General features: G+C 71.2%; 13 protein-coding genes. 4 read left to right on the top strand and 9 right to left on the bottom strand.

Annotated features, from left to right (window positions below; all coding sequences use genetic code 11):
- Positions 1-56: 56 nt before the first annotated feature.
- From ABVN73_RS22270 to ABVN73_RS22235, 8 genes are all read right to left on the bottom strand, one after another.
- The gene (locus ABVN73_RS22270; RefSeq protein ID WP_353861373.1) at positions 57-872 is read right to left on the bottom strand and encodes an enoyl-CoA hydratase; all 816 of its coding nucleotides are present in this window, start codon (positions 870-872) and stop codon (positions 57-59) included.
- A 30-nt stretch (positions 873-902) separates the two neighbouring features.
- Positions 903-1,985 (bottom strand): ABC transporter ATP-binding protein, encoded by a 1,083-nt coding sequence (locus ABVN73_RS22265; RefSeq protein WP_114856735.1) that lies wholly within the window; start codon positions 1,983-1,985, stop codon positions 903-905.
- Positions 1,982-3,715, bottom strand: coding sequence for an iron ABC transporter permease (locus tag ABVN73_RS22260; protein ID WP_353861424.1), 1,734 nt, complete (start codon positions 3,713-3,715; stop codon positions 1,982-1,984). Before ABVN73_RS22260 ends, ABVN73_RS22265 begins: the two co-directional genes overlap by 4 nt.
- 237 nt (positions 3,716-3,952) lie before the next feature.
- Positions 3,953-5,008 carry an extracellular solute-binding protein gene (locus ABVN73_RS22255; RefSeq protein WP_137142385.1) on the bottom strand — a complete coding sequence of 352 codons (1,056 nt, stop codon included), beginning with the start codon at positions 5,006-5,008 and terminating at the stop codon, positions 3,953-3,955.
- A 68-nt stretch (positions 5,009-5,076) separates the two neighbouring features.
- Complete coding sequence (gene fabG, locus ABVN73_RS22250; RefSeq protein ID WP_353861372.1) at positions 5,077-5,847, bottom strand: 3-oxoacyl-ACP reductase FabG; 771 nt, start codon at positions 5,845-5,847, stop codon at positions 5,077-5,079.
- Positions 5,844-6,293: a MaoC/PaaZ C-terminal domain-containing protein gene (locus tag ABVN73_RS22245; RefSeq protein WP_149163666.1), complete on the bottom strand. Its 450-nt coding sequence runs from the start codon at positions 6,291-6,293 to the stop codon at positions 5,844-5,846. The genes fabG and ABVN73_RS22245 overlap by 4 nt, the downstream gene beginning before the upstream one ends.
- 10 nt (positions 6,294-6,303) lie before the next feature.
- Positions 6,304-6,717 (bottom strand): OB-fold domain-containing protein, encoded by a 414-nt coding sequence (locus tag ABVN73_RS22240; protein WP_353861371.1) that lies wholly within the window; start codon positions 6,715-6,717, stop codon positions 6,304-6,306.
- Between the two features lie 9 nt (positions 6,718-6,726).
- Positions 6,727-7,890, bottom strand: coding sequence for a hypothetical protein (locus tag ABVN73_RS22235; protein ID WP_353861423.1), 1,164 nt, complete (start codon positions 7,888-7,890; stop codon positions 6,727-6,729).
- Positions 7,891-8,335: 445 nt separating this feature from the next.
- Between ABVN73_RS22235 and ABVN73_RS22230 the strand changes: the two genes are divergently transcribed.
- From ABVN73_RS22230 to ABVN73_RS22215, 4 genes are all read left to right on the top strand, one after another.
- On the top strand, positions 8,336-9,538 hold the full coding sequence (locus ABVN73_RS22230) for a CaiB/BaiF CoA-transferase family protein (RefSeq protein WP_353861370.1): 1,203 nt from the start codon (positions 8,336-8,338) through the stop codon (positions 9,536-9,538).
- 161 nt (positions 9,539-9,699) lie between these two features.
- Positions 9,700-10,617, top strand: a complete 918-nt coding sequence (locus ABVN73_RS22225; RefSeq protein WP_353861369.1) for a LysR substrate-binding domain-containing protein — start codon at positions 9,700-9,702, stop codon at positions 10,615-10,617.
- Complete coding sequence (locus tag ABVN73_RS22220; protein ID WP_353861368.1) at positions 10,614-11,141, top strand: thioesterase family protein; 528 nt, start codon at positions 10,614-10,616, stop codon at positions 11,139-11,141. The genes ABVN73_RS22225 and ABVN73_RS22220 overlap by 4 nt, the downstream gene beginning before the upstream one ends.
- Positions 11,142-11,180: 39 nt before the next feature.
- On the top strand, positions 11,181-13,721 hold the full coding sequence (locus ABVN73_RS22215) for an FtsX-like permease family protein (protein WP_353861367.1): 2,541 nt from the start codon (positions 11,181-11,183) through the stop codon (positions 13,719-13,721).
- A 12-nt stretch (positions 13,722-13,733) separates the two neighbouring features.
- On the opposite strand, the gene ABVN73_RS22210 is transcribed toward ABVN73_RS22215, so the two are convergent.
- Positions 13,734-14,813 (bottom strand): serine hydrolase, encoded by a 1,080-nt coding sequence (locus tag ABVN73_RS22210; RefSeq protein ID WP_353861366.1) that lies wholly within the window; start codon positions 14,811-14,813, stop codon positions 13,734-13,736.
- Positions 14,814-14,897 lie beyond the last annotated feature (84 nt).

Below are 14,897 nucleotides of genomic sequence, written 5' to 3'. Positions count from 1 at the left end.
CCTGCGGGCCACCCTCTCCCGGGACGGGAGAGGGATTTGACGCCGCTGCGGACGCCCTACCGCCCCACCCAGACCGGGCGGCGCTTCTCCAGGAAGGCCGCGATGCCCTCCTGATAGTCGGCGGAGAGGTAGCAGAGGCGCAGCAGGTCGGCGTCGCCGTCCGCCGGCAGCCCATGGTCGCGCCAGCGCCGCAACGCCTCGCGCGTCGTCCACAGGGTCAGCGGGGCGAGGCCCGCCAGTTCCTCGGCCAACTCCTGGGTCTGCTCGGCGAGGTCGTCCTCCGCAACGACGCCGCGCAGGGCGCCGGCGCCGGACAGCTCTTCGGCGGTCAGCAGGCGGGCGCTGAAGATCATCTCCTTGGTCCGCGCGGTGCCGAGGATGGCCGCCAGCCGGGCGAGGTTCTTGATGCTCAGGCAGTTGCCGACCGTGCGGGCGATGGGGAAGCCGAAGCGCACCGACGGCGTTGCGATGCGCACGTCGCAACAGGCGGCGAGCAGCGCCCCCTCCCCCACGCAGGCGCCGGCCAGGGCGGCGATGGTGGGAACGCGCACCGCTTCCAGCGCCATCGCCGCGGCTTCCGCGCGATCCTCCAGGATCGTGTAGTCCTCCGGCGTCTTGACGCTCTGCAGGCAGGACAGGTCGGCGCCGGCCATGAAGGCGGGCTTGTCGCCGGCGGCACCGGTCAGCACCAGGGCCTTCACCGCCGGGTCCGCGTCGACCTCCCGGCAGATTTCGATCAGCCGGTCCTCCATCCACGGGGTGATGGCGTTGCGCGCCTTGGGCCGGTTGAAGATCACCCACTGGACGGCGCCGCGCCGCTCGGTCAGGATTTCGGGCAAGGCTTCGGCCTCGCCGGTCGTGGCGATGGTCATCGTTCGGACTTTCTTAGTTTTTAGCCGCCCTCAGGCCGCCGGCCCGAGGATCTGGCAGGAGCCGATGGGAAGAAGCGCCGTCACCACGCTGCCCGGAGCGAAGCTCTGCGCGGGCGGGATGAAGGCGCGCAGCGTCCGCCCGCCCCCCAGATCCACCAGAACGTCGCGGTACTCGCCGAGATAGGCGGAGCGCTGGACCGTACCGGTCAGCACGTTGCAGCCCTCGGCGGGCAACCCCGTCTCCTCGGCGCCGAACAGCCGGACCTGGGAGGGGCGCACGCACAGCGACACCGTCCCGCCATGCGCCGCGCCGCTGCGGTCGGGCGCCGTCAGCACATGGTTGCCGACGCGGATGGCGCCGTTGCCCTCGCTGGTCCCGGCCAACTCGTTGTTGGCACCGATGAAGGTGGCGACGAAGGCGTTGGACGGCCGCTCGAAGATGTCCTCCGGCGAACCGAGCTGCTGGAGGTGGCCCGACTTCATGACGGCGATGCGGTCGGCGGTGACCAGCGCCTCCGACTGGTCGTGGGTGACGTAGACGGTGGTCAGGCCCAGCAGGTCGTGGACCTGCCGGATCTCGAACCGCATCTCCTCGCGCAGATGGGCGTCGAGGTTGGACAGCGGCTCGTCGAGCAGGAGGATGCGCGGCTCCACCGCCAGCGCACGGGCCAGCGCGACGCGCTGCTGCTGGCCGCCCGACAGCTCCGACGGGTAGCGGTCGCGCAGCGCCTCCAGCCGGACGGTGCGCAGCGTGCGGTCCAGCCGCTCGGCGATCTCCGCCTTGGGCAGGCGGCGGATGGCGAGGCCGAAGGCCACATTCTCCGCCACCGTCTTGTGTGGCCACACCGCGTAGTTCTGGAAGACCAGGGAGATGCCGCGCTTCTCCGGCGGCAGCACCCCGCGCGCCGAGGACAGCAGCACGTCGTCGGCCCAGATCTCCCCCTCCGTCGGCGCCTCGAACCCGGCGAGGAGTTGGAGCGTCGTGGACTTGCCGCAGCCCGACGGGCCGAGCAGGGCCAGCAGCGTGCCGTTGGGAACCTGCAGGTCGATTCCGTGCAGCGCGGTGTAGGTGCCGAAGGACTTGCGGAGGTTCTTGATGCGGATCCCGCTCATGTGGGGAGAACTCCTTCCGCCGGGGCGGTTTTGCGACCGGATTTGCGAGAGGTGCGGCGCACGGTGGTCAGGCGCGTCAGGGGACCGGCGGCGGCCACCAGCGCCAGCGTGATGAGGAGGAGAAGGACGCTCATGGCGCAGACGGCCTCGTAATTGCCGCCGTCCTTGGCGTTGTAGATGAGCGTGGTCATCACGTTGGTCTTGGGCGTGATGAGGAAGACCGCCACCGACAGCTCCCGGATGATCGGGATGAAAACCAGGAACCAGCCCGACAGCAGCCCGCCGCCCATCAGCGGGATGGTGATGGACAGGAAGGTCCGTCCCTCGCCCGCGCCCAGGCTGCGGGCGGCGCGCTCCAGCTCCGGCCCGATGCCCTTGAGGATCGACCCGCCGTGGGCGTAGGCGATGGGCAGGAAGGTCGCCGCGAAGGCCGCCACCAAGAGAAGCGGTGTGCCGTAGAGGTTCAGCGGCGCCCGCGTGTAGGCGGCGAAGAAGCCGACCGACATGACGATGCCGGGGATGATGATGGGGACGGTCGCCACCGCGCCGAACAGGCTGGCGCCGAAGACCATCCGCCGCTCCACGAGGTAGGCGACCACGGTGCCGAGCATCACGCACAGCGTCGCGGCGAGCGTCGAGAACAGCAGCGAGTTGACGATGGCGGTGTGCGTCTCGGAGTTGCCGAACAGCGCCCACCAGTACCAGTGCAGCGACAGGTTCTCCCACGACAGGCCCTGGCCCCAGGCGCGGGTCAGCGAGACCAGCAGCAGCGCCGCGTAGGGCAGGAACACCGACACCAGCGGCAGCAGCAGCGCCGCACCGAAGGCCGGCCAGCGGGCGGCGCCCAGCGCGATCCGCCGCCCCGCCCGGCTCTTGCCGGAGATGGTGACGAACTGCTTGCGGCCCAGGATGCGGCGGCGCATCCAGAACAGCATGGCGGTGACCAGCAGCAGCGGCATGCAGTAGGCGGCCGCCATGTAAATTTCCGGCGGGAAGAGCTGGTAGAACTCGGCCAGCTTGGTCGTCACCACCGGGATGCCGGTCGGCGTCAGCAGGAAGGCCGGCACGCCGAACAGCGTCAGCCCCTGGATGAAGGACAGGATGAAGCTGGCGATCACCGCCGGGGTGACCAGCGGGATGGTGATGCTGAGCATGGTGCGCAGCGTGCCGGAGCCCAGCGTGGCGGCGGCGTCCTCAAGCTCCACGGCCATCTCGTCGAGCGCGCTCGACACCATGGTGAAGCTGTAGGGCACGGTGTAGATGCCGCAGATGAAGATCGCCCCGGTCATCGAGTAGATGTTCAGCAGCGGCCCCGCTTCCGCCCCGGCGAGCGAGCGCCACAGCGCGTTCAGCCAGCCGGAGTTGGGGGCCGCCAGCAGAATCCAACCGGTCGCCCCGATGAAGGACGGGGTGACGAAGGCGGTCAGCGTCAGCACGCGGATGGTGCGGCGGAACGGCAGGTCGGTCCGCGACACCAGCCAGGCCAGCGGCACGCCGATGCCGACGGCGATCACCGCGGTCGCCACGGCGAGCAGCAGCGAATTGAACAGCGGCTCCAGCAGGTCCGCCGATTGGAAGATCCGCGCGTAGTTGCCGAGTGTCCAGGCGCCGGTGATGTCGTCGTGGAAGCTGTTCTTGAGAACCCAGCCGAAGGGCAGGACCACCAGCAGGAAGAGAAGAAGGGCGACGGCGCCGAAGACCACGGTCCTGGCGAGCGGCACGCGGGCCATCGCCGGGCGCGCGGTTGCCGCGGCTGCGCTGTCTGGGCTGTCCGTTGAAATGACCCCCATAGGGTCCGCCTCCATTGTCCATCAGAACCCTCTCCCGTCCCGGGAGAGGGTGCCCGCGAAGCGGGCGGGTGAGGGTACGGCCAAGGATTGAATGTGGTCCCATCGCCGGCACCCTCACCCTTCCCACGCTTCGCGTGGGCCCCTTCCCTCTCCCGGGACGGGAGAGGGAATCAGCGATCAGCGCACCAGTTCCTTCCACTTGGCGATGCCTTCCGCGACTTCCGGGCCCAGGTCGTCGCCCGTGTTGCGGGTCCACTTCAGCTGGTCGAGCGACCGCCCCTCCGCCCAGGGCACGTCCTTGCGCAGCGTCGGCCAGAAATTCTTCTGGAGGATCATCGACACCTCCGTGGAATAGAGGAAGTTGGTGAACAGCCGGGCGGCGTTCGGGTGCGGGGCCTTCGCCAGGATGCCGGTGACGCCCAGGTTCAGGATGGCGTCGTCGGACGGCGCCACCACGTCGATGGGGTTGCCGGCGGCCTTCTGGGTCAGCGTGTAGCTGAAGGGCGCGCCGGAGCCGACGACCCGCTCACCGGCCAGGATGTCGGTGACGGTGTCGACGTTGGACTGGCCGACCTTCGGCTTCTGCTTGCCGAAGGCGCGCAGGAAGTCGTCGCCGTACTTGCGGCGGATGGCGACCACCCAGTTCGCCACGTCGCCGGAGAAGGCCGGGCTGCCGGTGGTGATCTTGCCCTGCCACTGGTCCTCCAGCAGCGCCTGCCAGCTCTGCGGCGGCGACGGGACCTTGCCCGGCGCGTAGTTGATGCTGGTCAGGCTGATGGCGCCCACATGGAACATCTTGTCGGGGTCGAGGTTGCGGAAGGCGTCCGGGATGTGCACCCCGTCCACCGGCTCGAAGGGCGCCAGAGCGCCGATCTTCTTCAGCTCCGTGTAGTGCAGCATGTTGGTGGTGCCCAGCGAGTCGCACTCGTGGACGCCGCTCTGCAGTTCCATGCGCAGGCGGGTGTAGACGGTCTGGGAGGCCTGGCGGAGCAGGTTGACCTCGATGCCCGGATACTTCGCCTTGAAGGCGTCTCGGATCGCCTCCATCGTCTGCTGCTCGTAGGAGCCCCAGTAGAGGGTCAGCGCGCCTTCCTTCTTCGCGGCGGCGTAGAGCGGGTCGTCCGCCGCCGACGCGATGCGCGAGAAGGCGGTGCCGGCCAGACCGCCGGTCACCAGGGCGGTGCCGACGAGTCCGCCGGTCTGGAGAAGGCGGCGGCGCGAGAATTCCATCATGTTGCCAATCCCTGTCTTGTTGTTGCGGTACCGCCGTTTCGGCGTCGTTCTTCGTTCTTGAGCGGAAATCAGTAGTCGCCGGTGGTCGCCCCGCCGTCGGCGACGATGGTCTGGCCGGTGACGTAGGCCGCGTCGTCGGACGCCAGGAAGGCGACGACGGCGGCGATCTCCGCCGGCTTGCCCAGGCGCCCGATGGGCGTCTTCTCCAGCCATTGCGAGCGCACCGCGTCGGGCACGCCCTCGACGATGGCGGTCTCCACGACGCCCGGAGCGACCGCGTTGACCAGGATGCCGCGCCGCGCCCCCTCCAGGGCGGCGGTGCGGGTCAGCCCGACCACCCCGGCCTTGGAGGCGGAGTAGTTCGCCTGCCCGAAGGTCCCCAGGATCGCCGTGGAGGCGATGTTGACGATGCGCCCCCAGCCGCGGTCGCCGATCAGCCGGAAGGCCGTCTGGCAACCCAGCCACGTGCCGCGCAGGTTCACGTCGATGACCGCGCTCCATTCCGCGTCGGTCATCTTGGGCAGCGAGCGGTCGCGGACGATGCCGGCGACGTTGACCATGATGTCCACGCCCCGGAAGGCCTCGGGCAGTCCGCTCACGGCGGCGCCCCAGCTTTCCCGGTCGGCGACGTTCAACGCCGTGGCGTGGGCCTGGGCCCCTTCGGCGCGCAGCGCGGCGGCGACGCTCTCGGCGGCCTCGGCCCCGATGTCGGCGACGACGACCGCCGCCCCTTCCGCGGCCAGCCGCTCGCAGACGGCGCGCCCGATGCCGCCGCCGCCGCCGGTGACGAAGGCGACACGGCCGGCGAGGCGGCGGGAATGGGTGGTTGCGGCACTCATGCCTGCGCCTCCTTGCGCGCGATGGAGAGCACGTCCTCGCCCTCCTGTACGGTCTCGCCGCGCTGGTTCTTCACGGTGATGGCGACGCGGACGATGCCGCGGTCGGGCTTGGAGGCGCTGGGACGGACCTCCGCCACCTCGGCCTCGTAATGCACGGTGTCGCCGGCGAAGACCGGGCCGACGAAGCGGCGGCGCGTCTCCAGGAAGGCGAGGATCGCCCAGTCGTCGATGGCGGAGCGCAGGCCGGTGCTGAGCGAGTGGGTCAGCATGCCGTGGGCGATGGTCCGCCCGAAGCCGTTGGCCTTGGCGGCCTCGGCATCCATGTGCAGCGGGTTGAAATCGCCGGTCAGCCCGGCGAACCAGACGATGTGCGCCTCGGTCACGGTGACGCGGGAGGAGCGCGCCCGGTCGCCCGGCTTGATGTCGTCGAGATGGATGGCGGTCATTCTGGATTCCTCAGGCGGCGGGACGCGGGCGGAACACGGGGAGGCTGGTCGCCTCGTCCAGCTGGTGGAAGGCCACGGCCAGCGGCAATCCGGCCCGCAGGTCGGCCTCCGCCACCCCCTCGACGCGGGAGAAGACGGTGACGCCCTCCTCCAGCCGGATCAGGGCGCAGACGTAGGGATCGCCGCGCTGGTTGCCGCGGTGGACGACCGAATAGGACAGCAGCTCGCCGCGCCCGCTCGCCTCGACCCACTCCGGGCGGGCGTGAGGTGCGTGGATGGAATGGGCGCGCGGGTACCACTGGAACTGCCCGGTCTCCGGGCAGCGCTGGATCAGGAAGCGCCCCTCGCGCGCCGCCTCCCAGAAGGGGGCGGAGGTCTCGTCCTGGACGGGCGGGATGGTCATGCTGGTCGTTGGGGCGGTCATCGGGGCACCTTACCGGGCAAGGATGGCGGTGGCGGCGGAGCAGAAGGTGCCACCCAGCCCATGGGCCAGGGCGATGCGGGCGTCGGGCACCTGGACGCCCGGCCCCTCGCCGCGCAGCTGGCGGACGCTCTCGATCAGGGTGAAGATGCCGCGCTTGCCGGGATGGTTGGACGACAGCCCGCCGCCGTCGGTGTTGGTCGGCAGGCTGCCGCCCAGCGTCAGGTTGCCGTCCGCCACGAAGGCGCCGCTCTCCCCGCGCCCGCAGAAGCCCAGATCCTCCAGCGCCAGCATCGGCGTGATGGTGAAGGCGTCGTAGATCTGCGCGACGTCGATCTCGACGGGGGTCACCCCGGCCATGGCGAAGGCGCGCGGGCCGGACAGCGCCGCCGGGGTGGTCAGGTCGTCGGGAATCTGGCTGTTCTGGGTGCGCGCCACGGCGGCCCCGTAGCCGACCAGATGGACCGGCGGCTTCCTCAGGTCGCGCGCCCGCTCCCGGCTGGTCATCACCACGGCGCCGCCGCCGTCCGTCACCACGCAGCAATCCAGCCGGTGCAGCGGCGAGGCGATCATCGGCGAGGCCAGCACGTCGTCCACCGTGATCGGCTTGCGCAGCCGGGCGTCCGGGTTCTTCGCGGCGTGTTCGCGGAAGGTCACGGCCACCTGGGCAAGCTGTTCCGGCGCGGTGCCGTAGAGGTCCATATGGCGACGGGCGAACAGGCCGTAGGTCGAAATCAGCGTCGGCGCGTAGGGAATCTCGTACTGGCCGGGGCCGGCGGGGAAGACGAAGGGGTCGAAGGACGGGTTGCTCAGCGGCCACCAGCGCGGGCAGGCGGCGTAGCTGATGACCACCACCTCGGCCAGCCCGGTGGCAATGGCCGCCGCCGCCTGCCCGGCCTGGAGGATGTAGGAGCAGCCGCCGACGTCGGTGCTGTTCACGTAGGTCGGCGCGATCCCGATGTATTCGGCCAATTCGACCACATCCATGGTGCTGCCGCCCTCGGCCCAGTCGCCGGAGGCCGCGCACAGCCCGTCCACGTCCTTCAGCGTCAGCCCGGCGTCGTCCAGCGCGCCGAGGATGCACTCCATCTGAAGGGCGAAGGGGTGGACGCGCGGCGCATCCCGGCGGGGCGATTCAAAAACGCCGGCGATGGCCGCCTTTCCCGAAAGATCGATCACGCGCGGGTTGTCCTTTCCTGGTTGTGGAAGGCCGCGCGGCGCTGCCGCGACGCGCGCCGAGCGGCTTCAGTGGACAGGCGATGGGAGTAAAGACATCGACCGTCTCGGAAATGACGAAGTCTTTCCGATGACCGGCAGAGATTTCGATCAGGCCGATCCGCTCCCGGCAAGATCAAGACTACCGGACACAGTTCGCGTCACAAGCAGAAAAAACGATGCGGTCCGGTGCACGGAACGCACCAATGTCACACCCGGCACATCCGTGGAACGGTGCCTTCCATGCACCGGATTGGGCCAAACTAAGCGATTGTTTTCCAGCCGCCGTGGCGCAAGCCTTGGGCATCGCATTCCCGCCGCCGCCCTGGACCGGACCGGTTTCCAGCCGGGCGCGCGGCCCCGCCCGGTCCGCCTGCGCGGCGTCCGGCCATCCGAAGGATCATGCATGCTCAACACCGATACGCAACGCCGCGACGGCCCCCTGGCCGGCGTGCGCGTGGTCGATCTCACGCACATGTTGGCCGGCCCCTACAGCACTTGGCTGCTCGGCGCGCTGGGTGCGGAGGTCATCAAGATCGAGCGTCCCGGCAAGGGCGATTTCACCCGCATCATTGCTCCCTTCAGCGATGAGGAAAGCATTTACTTCCTCAGCGTCAACCGCAACAAGCAAAGTCTGACGCTCAACTTGAAGGAGGAAAAGGGGAAGGAGATTTTCAAAAAAATCGTCGCCACCTGCGACGTGCTGGTGGAGAACAACCGGGCCGGGGCGATGGACCGGCTGGGGCTGGGCTACGCCGATCTGAAGGCGGTCAATCCACGGCTGGTCTACGCCTCGATCTCCGGCTTCGGGCAGGACGGCCCCTACCGGCACCGGCCCTGCTTCGACGTGGTGGCCCAGGCGATGTCCGGCATGATGAGCATCACCGGCGAGCCGGGCGGCGATCCCTGCCGGGTCGGCGCGTCGATCGGCGACATCGGGTCGAGCCTGTTCGCCGCCGTCGGCATCCTCGCCGCCCTGCAGAAACGGGCCGGCACCGGCGAGGGCAGCTTCATCGACGTGGCGATGCTGGATTGCCAGCTCGCCCTGATGGAGAACGCCATCGCCCGCTTCCTGAACGCCGGGGAGACGCCGCGGGCGCTGGGCAGCCGCCACCCGCTGATCGCCCCCTTCCAGGCCTTTCCCACCGCCGACAAGCCGATCGCCATCTGCGTCGACACCAACGAGCAGTGGGACCGGATGTGCCGCGCCATGGGGCTGGAGCATCTGCTGTCCGACCCGCGCTTCCCCACCGGCTCGGCCCGCAACGCCAACCATGCGGAGCTGGAGCCGCTGCTGCGCGAGGTCTTCCTCACCCGTGGGCGCGACGCCTGGCTGGACGCCATGGAGGACGCCGACGTGCCGGCCAGCCCGATCAACAGCGTGCCGGACGCGCTGAACGACCCGCAGGTGGTGCACCGCAAGATGGTCGTGGAGGTGCCGGAGGGCTCGGGCAAGCGCTTCGCCGCCGTGCCGATCACGATGCCCAACGCTCCGCTGCCGGCGGAGAGCCCGGCGCCGCGGCTGGGCGAGCACACCGACGCCATCCTGGCGGATCTTGGCTTCAGCCCCGACGAGATCGCCGCCTTCCGTCGCGACGCGGTGGTGTGATGGCCAACGGTGCGGAGGGCGCGGGGGGCGAGCGGCGGGTGGCGGGCGGCGAAGGGGCGCGTGCGGTGCTGGCGGAAATGTTTCATACTGCCGCCGGGATCACTGCCGCCGGGATCGCTCCCAGCCTCGCCCCGGCTTCCGTCCACAGCCCAAAGGTCCGCATGGCGCGCCGCCTTCCGCCCCTTCTCGCGCTTCGCGCCTTTGACATCTTCGCCCGCCAGGGCACGGTGCGGGCCGCCGCCGACGAACTGGCGGTGTCCCACACGGTGGTGTCGCGCCACATCCAGAATCTGGAACAGGCGGTGGGCGTGAAGCTGGTGGCGAAGTCGGGGCGCGGCCTGTCCCTGACCCGCGAGGGCATCCGCTACGCCGCCCAGCTCCGCCGCGCCTTCGACCTGATCGCCGATGCCAGCAACGAGCTGCGCAACGGCGGGATGGAGGCGGTGCACATCTGCTGCCTCGCCGGGCTGGCGTCGCGCTGCCTGCTCGCCCGCCTGCCCGAGCTTGAAGAGGCGCTGACCGGGCGCGAGGTGATCCTCCAGCCGACCTCGACCCGCCCCGACTTCAGCCGGGAGGAGGCCGACGCCGAGATCATGTATCTGGAGGACGGCGGCTCCGTCGCCGACGGGCTGCGCTCGGAGATGTTCGCGCGGCCGCGCATCCTCGCCATCGCCAGCCCGGAGTTCAAGGCCCGCTACCCCGACGTGCGCACGCCCGCCGACCTCGTCGGCCTGCCGCTGATCCACGAGCAGTCCACCGGCATGTGGGAAGCCTGGCTGGAGGAGGCCGGCATCGCCGACATCCCCCGGCTGCGCGGCCCCCGGCTGTGGCAGGCGCACCTGACCATCGAGGCGGCCCGGCTGGGGCGCGGCGTCGCCCTGGTCAGCGACCTGCTGGTGACCGAGCCGCTGGCCAACGGCGAGCTGGTGGAGATGGTGGACAGCAACGTGACCATCGGCGGCTATTACTTCATCGCCCCGGTCCACCGCTGGAACACCCCGGTCATCTCGGCCATCCGTCAATGGCTGCGCGGCGTCTTCCCGCCGGACCAGACCTCCCCCCTCCAAGGCACCCCATGACCCAGGACCACGCCCTGCCTTCGAACATCCTGCTGTCCGGCGTGCACACCGTCGACGAGAGCTGGATCGACCTTTACGGCCACATGAACATGGTCCGCTACGTCGCCCTGTTCGACGAGGTCGGCTACGCCCTGATGGAGCAATGGGGGCTGGGCGAGACCTACACGCGGGACGAGGGGCTCGGCCTGTTCGTGGTCGACGTGGCGGTGCATTACCGGCGGGAACTGCGCGCCGGAACGCCGCTGCAGGTGGCGCTGCGTCTGCTCGACGCCGACGACAAGCGGTTGCTGAGCCTGCTGGAGATCCGGCGGGCCGACGACGGGACGGTCGCGGCGACCATGGAGCAGCTGTCGATCCACGTCGATCTGGGCACCCGCAAGGTGACCACCTTCCCGCCCGCCATGGCCGAGCGCCTGCGCGCGCTGGCGGCGGTCCAGTCCGCCCTTCCCCTGCCGCCCCGCCACCGGCGGCGGCTGCATCTGGCACCCACTCCCTCTCCCGCCCCGGGAGAGGGAAGTCTGTAAGCAACAGAACTGGTTGCCGGCCAGTGGGACCTTCACGATATGTCCGCCATGACTCATCTGCGCATCGCGTTGCGGCTGGCTTGGCGGGACCTGCGGGGCGGCATCGCCGGACTTTGGATCGTCGTCCTCGGGGTGGCGCTGGGGACGGCCATGATGGCCGCCATCGGCTCGCTCAGCGGCGGCGTGCTTGATGGGATGCGGGCCACCGCCCGCGAGGCGGTCGGCGGGGATCTCTCCCTGCGCCTGTTCCACGCACCAGCCACGCCGGAGCAACGGGCGGTCCTCGACAAAATCGGCACCGTCGGCGAGACGGCCGAGCTGCGGCCCGTCGCCTCGACGGTGACCGACAACGCCCGCGCCCTGGTCGAACTGAAGGCGGTCGAGGAAAGCTACCCGCTGGTCGGTGCGGCGGCGGTGTTTGGCGCCCCGTCCCTTGCCGACGCGCTGGCCCGCCGGGACGGGCACTGGGGCGCGGCGGTGTCCTCCGACCTCCTCGAAGCGCTCGCGCTGGGCGTCGGCGACCGTCTGCGGCTCGGTGCCGCCGAGGTCGCCATCCGCGCCGTCCTGGAGCATGAGCCGGACCGCGCCTTCCGCGCCTTCTCCCTCGGCCCGCGCGTCGTCATCGACCGCCGGGCGCTGGACGCGACGGGCCTCGCGGAACCGGGAATGCCGGTCTATTGGTACTATCGCCTCGTCCTGCCGGAGACGGCCCGCGCCGACGCCGTCCTGCGCGATCTGGAGAACCGCTTCCCCGACGCCGGATGGCGGATCGTCGACGCCGCCCGCGGCATTCCGGGCGTGGACCGCACCGTGCACCTCGCCCGCGCGCTGCTCCTTCTCGGGTCGCTGGCCGTGCTGCTGATCGGCGGCGTCGGCATCGGCCGGGCGCTGTCGGCGCATCTCGCCCGGCGCTTGCCGGTCCTTGCCACGCTGAAGGCGCTGGGCGGCTCGCCGCGCCTGCTCTTCACCGCCTTCCTGGTGCAGACGCTGGGGGTGGTCGGCGTGGCGCTGCTGATCGGTGTGGGGACCGGCGCTGCCCTGGCCGCCCTGGCGGCGAACGCCCTGCCGCTCGACTGGAAGCCGGAGGCGGGCGGTGCCGTCGATCCGTCGGCGCTGCTGCTGTCCGGAGCGGTCGGGCTGCTGGCGGCCCTGCTCTGCGCCGTGCCGCCGCTGGCCCGCGCCGCCGGGACCAGCCCCGCCGCGATCTGGCGGGGAGCGGTGGATGGCCTGTCCCAGCCGCTGGGATGGCGGACCCGTGGCGCTGTCGTTTTGCTCGGGCTGGGGCTCGCCGGTCTGCTCGCCGCCTGGACGGGGATGCCGCTCGCCGTCGCCGGCTTCCTGCTCGTCGCCGGGCTGGTGTGGGCGGCGTTCGCGCTGCTGGGGCGGGGACTCGCCGGCGTGGCCCGCCGGTTGGCGCGCGGGCAGGGAGCGGTGGTCCGGCTGGCCGTCGCCAACCTCGGTCGGCCCGGCGCGCCGACGGTCCCGGTGGCCGTCGCGCTGGGCATCGGCCTGACCCTGCTGGTGGCGGTCGGCGTGGTCGGACGGTCGGCGACCGGTCATGTCACGGCGACGCTGCCGGCACAGACGCCCTCCGTCGTCGTGCTGAACGTTCCACCGCCGGAGGGTGGCGGCTTGAGCGAACGCCTGTACGCCCTGCCCGGTGTCGGGCGGGTCGAGACGGCGCCCTTCCTGCACGCCCGGATCAGCCGCCTCAACGGCGTCGCCATCACCGAGGCGGACGCCCCCCGTTCCGTCGGCTGGGCGGTGCGCGGCGACCGTGGCCTGTCCTGGCGCGACCGCCCCGTTCCCACCGACCGGATCGTCGCGGGGTATTGGTGGCCCGAGGGCTACACCGGTCCGCCGCTCGCCTCGCTGGACGCCCAGGTGGCCCGCCGGCTGGGGTTGGCGGTGGGGGACCGCCTCACGCTGGCCCTGTCGGGCGGCCCGGTGACCGCGACGGTCGCCAACCTCCGGCGCATCGACTGGACCCGGCTCGACCTGGACTTCCCAATTCTCCTGTCCCCCTTCGCCGAGCCGCCGCCGCACAGCCTCGTGGCCGCCGTCTGGTCGCCGCCCGACGCGGTTCCCGCGGTCGAGGCCGTGGTGGCGCAGGCGGTCCCGCAGGCCCCCACGATCCGCGTGGCCGAGGTGTTGGACACGCTTGGCTCGACCGTCCGCAGCGTGCGCGGACTTCTCGACGGCCTGTCCGCCGTCGCCCTCGGCGCGGCGGCCGTGGTCCTTCTCGGCGCCATCGCCAGCAGCGCCCGGCGGCGGCTTCAGGAAATGGCGATCCTGCACGCCCTCGGGGTCGGGCGGCGCCCGATGGTCCAGGCGGTGGTGCTGGAGTTCGTCCTCCTGGGCGCCGCCGTCGCCGCCGTCGCGGTGCCGCTCGGCTGGGCCGGCGGCGCGGCGGTGGTGGCCGGCCTTGCCGAGGGCGCTCCCCTTCCCGGAGGCACGGTTCCCCTGGCCGCCTTCCTGGGCACCGTCGCCGCGATGGCGGCGGTCGGGGCCGCGCTGGTGGCCTGCCTGCCGCGACGGGACGTGATGCGGCGGTTGCGCAGCGACACGCTGTCCGCCTGACCCACCGGGCCGTCAGGCCATCTCCGCCGCCGGGATGATCGCGTCGGTCAGCAGGGCGTTGAGCAGGCCGACATGGCCATCCGACCGCGCCGGCCGGCTTGGATCGGACGTCACGACAACGGTCAGCCCCAGGCCGGGCACCAGATAGAGCATCTGCCCGCCATAGCCGCGCGCGTAGGCGATGCGGTGGCCCTTCGCCTCGGCGAGGAACCAGCCGTACCCGTAGTCGTCGCCGGAGAAGGGGGAGCGCGTGCGGGGCACCCAGGACTCCCGCACCCAGGCCGCGCTGATGACCGGCTGTCCGTTCCACAGGCCGCCCTGCCGCCACAGCTCGCCGAAGCGGAACAGGTCGAGCGGCGACAGCGCCATGTTGTTGCCGCCGAGGTAGAAGCCCTGCGGGTCGCGCGTCCAGGACGGCACGTCGATGCCCAGAGGCTCGCCCAGCCACTCCCGCGCCAGGGACAGCAGGCTGCGCCCCGACGCGCTGGACAGCGCCGCCCCCAGCAGGTGATAGCTTCCGGTCGAGTAAAGCATCCGCGCGCCCGGCTCGGTGACGAAGGGGCGGCGCAGCGCGTCGGCGACCCAGTTGCGGCTGTTGATCCAGCGGCCGTAGCCCGGCCCGGAGGTCGGTTCCAGACCCGCCTGCATGGTCAGAAGATCGGCCATGGTGATCCGGCGCACCCGTTGATCGACGCCCGCCGGAACCAGTCCCGGCGCCGCCTCGGCGAGGGTGACATCGACGCCGCGCAGGACCCCGCGGTCGATGGCGATGCCGGCGAGCGAGGCGGCGATGGTTTTGGACACCGACTTGACGTTCACGGCGCGGTTCACCGCCGGCCCGCGGAAGGCTTCCGCCGACACCACCGCGCCGTTCCGCCCGATGACCAGCGCGTGGATCTGGTCGAGCCCCGCCGCCCGCTTGACCGCCCTCTCCAGCAGGACGGGATCGAACGCGGCCCCGGCCGCCGGCTGGGCGGCCCACAACGGACGCGCCGGGGCGCCGCCGAGGGACGCGGCAGCAACGGCGGCGGTGGCGGCGGTGGCGGCGAGGACGGTGCGGCGGCCGAGCCGGTGCGGCGGAGTCGAGATCATCCCGGATATGTGGTCCCGCTTCGGTGCCGTCCAAGATGGCCGCGGAGAGACCGGTCGGACTTTGTCTCACCCAGCGCCGCACGC

Source organism: Azospirillum formosense, from assembly GCF_040500525.1.
In the GTDB taxonomy this organism is placed as follows: domain Bacteria; phylum Pseudomonadota; class Alphaproteobacteria; order Azospirillales; family Azospirillaceae; genus Azospirillum; species Azospirillum formosense_A.
The sequence above is the reverse complement of the archived record's forward strand: the minus strand, read 5'-3'. Positions and strand labels throughout refer to the sequence as shown.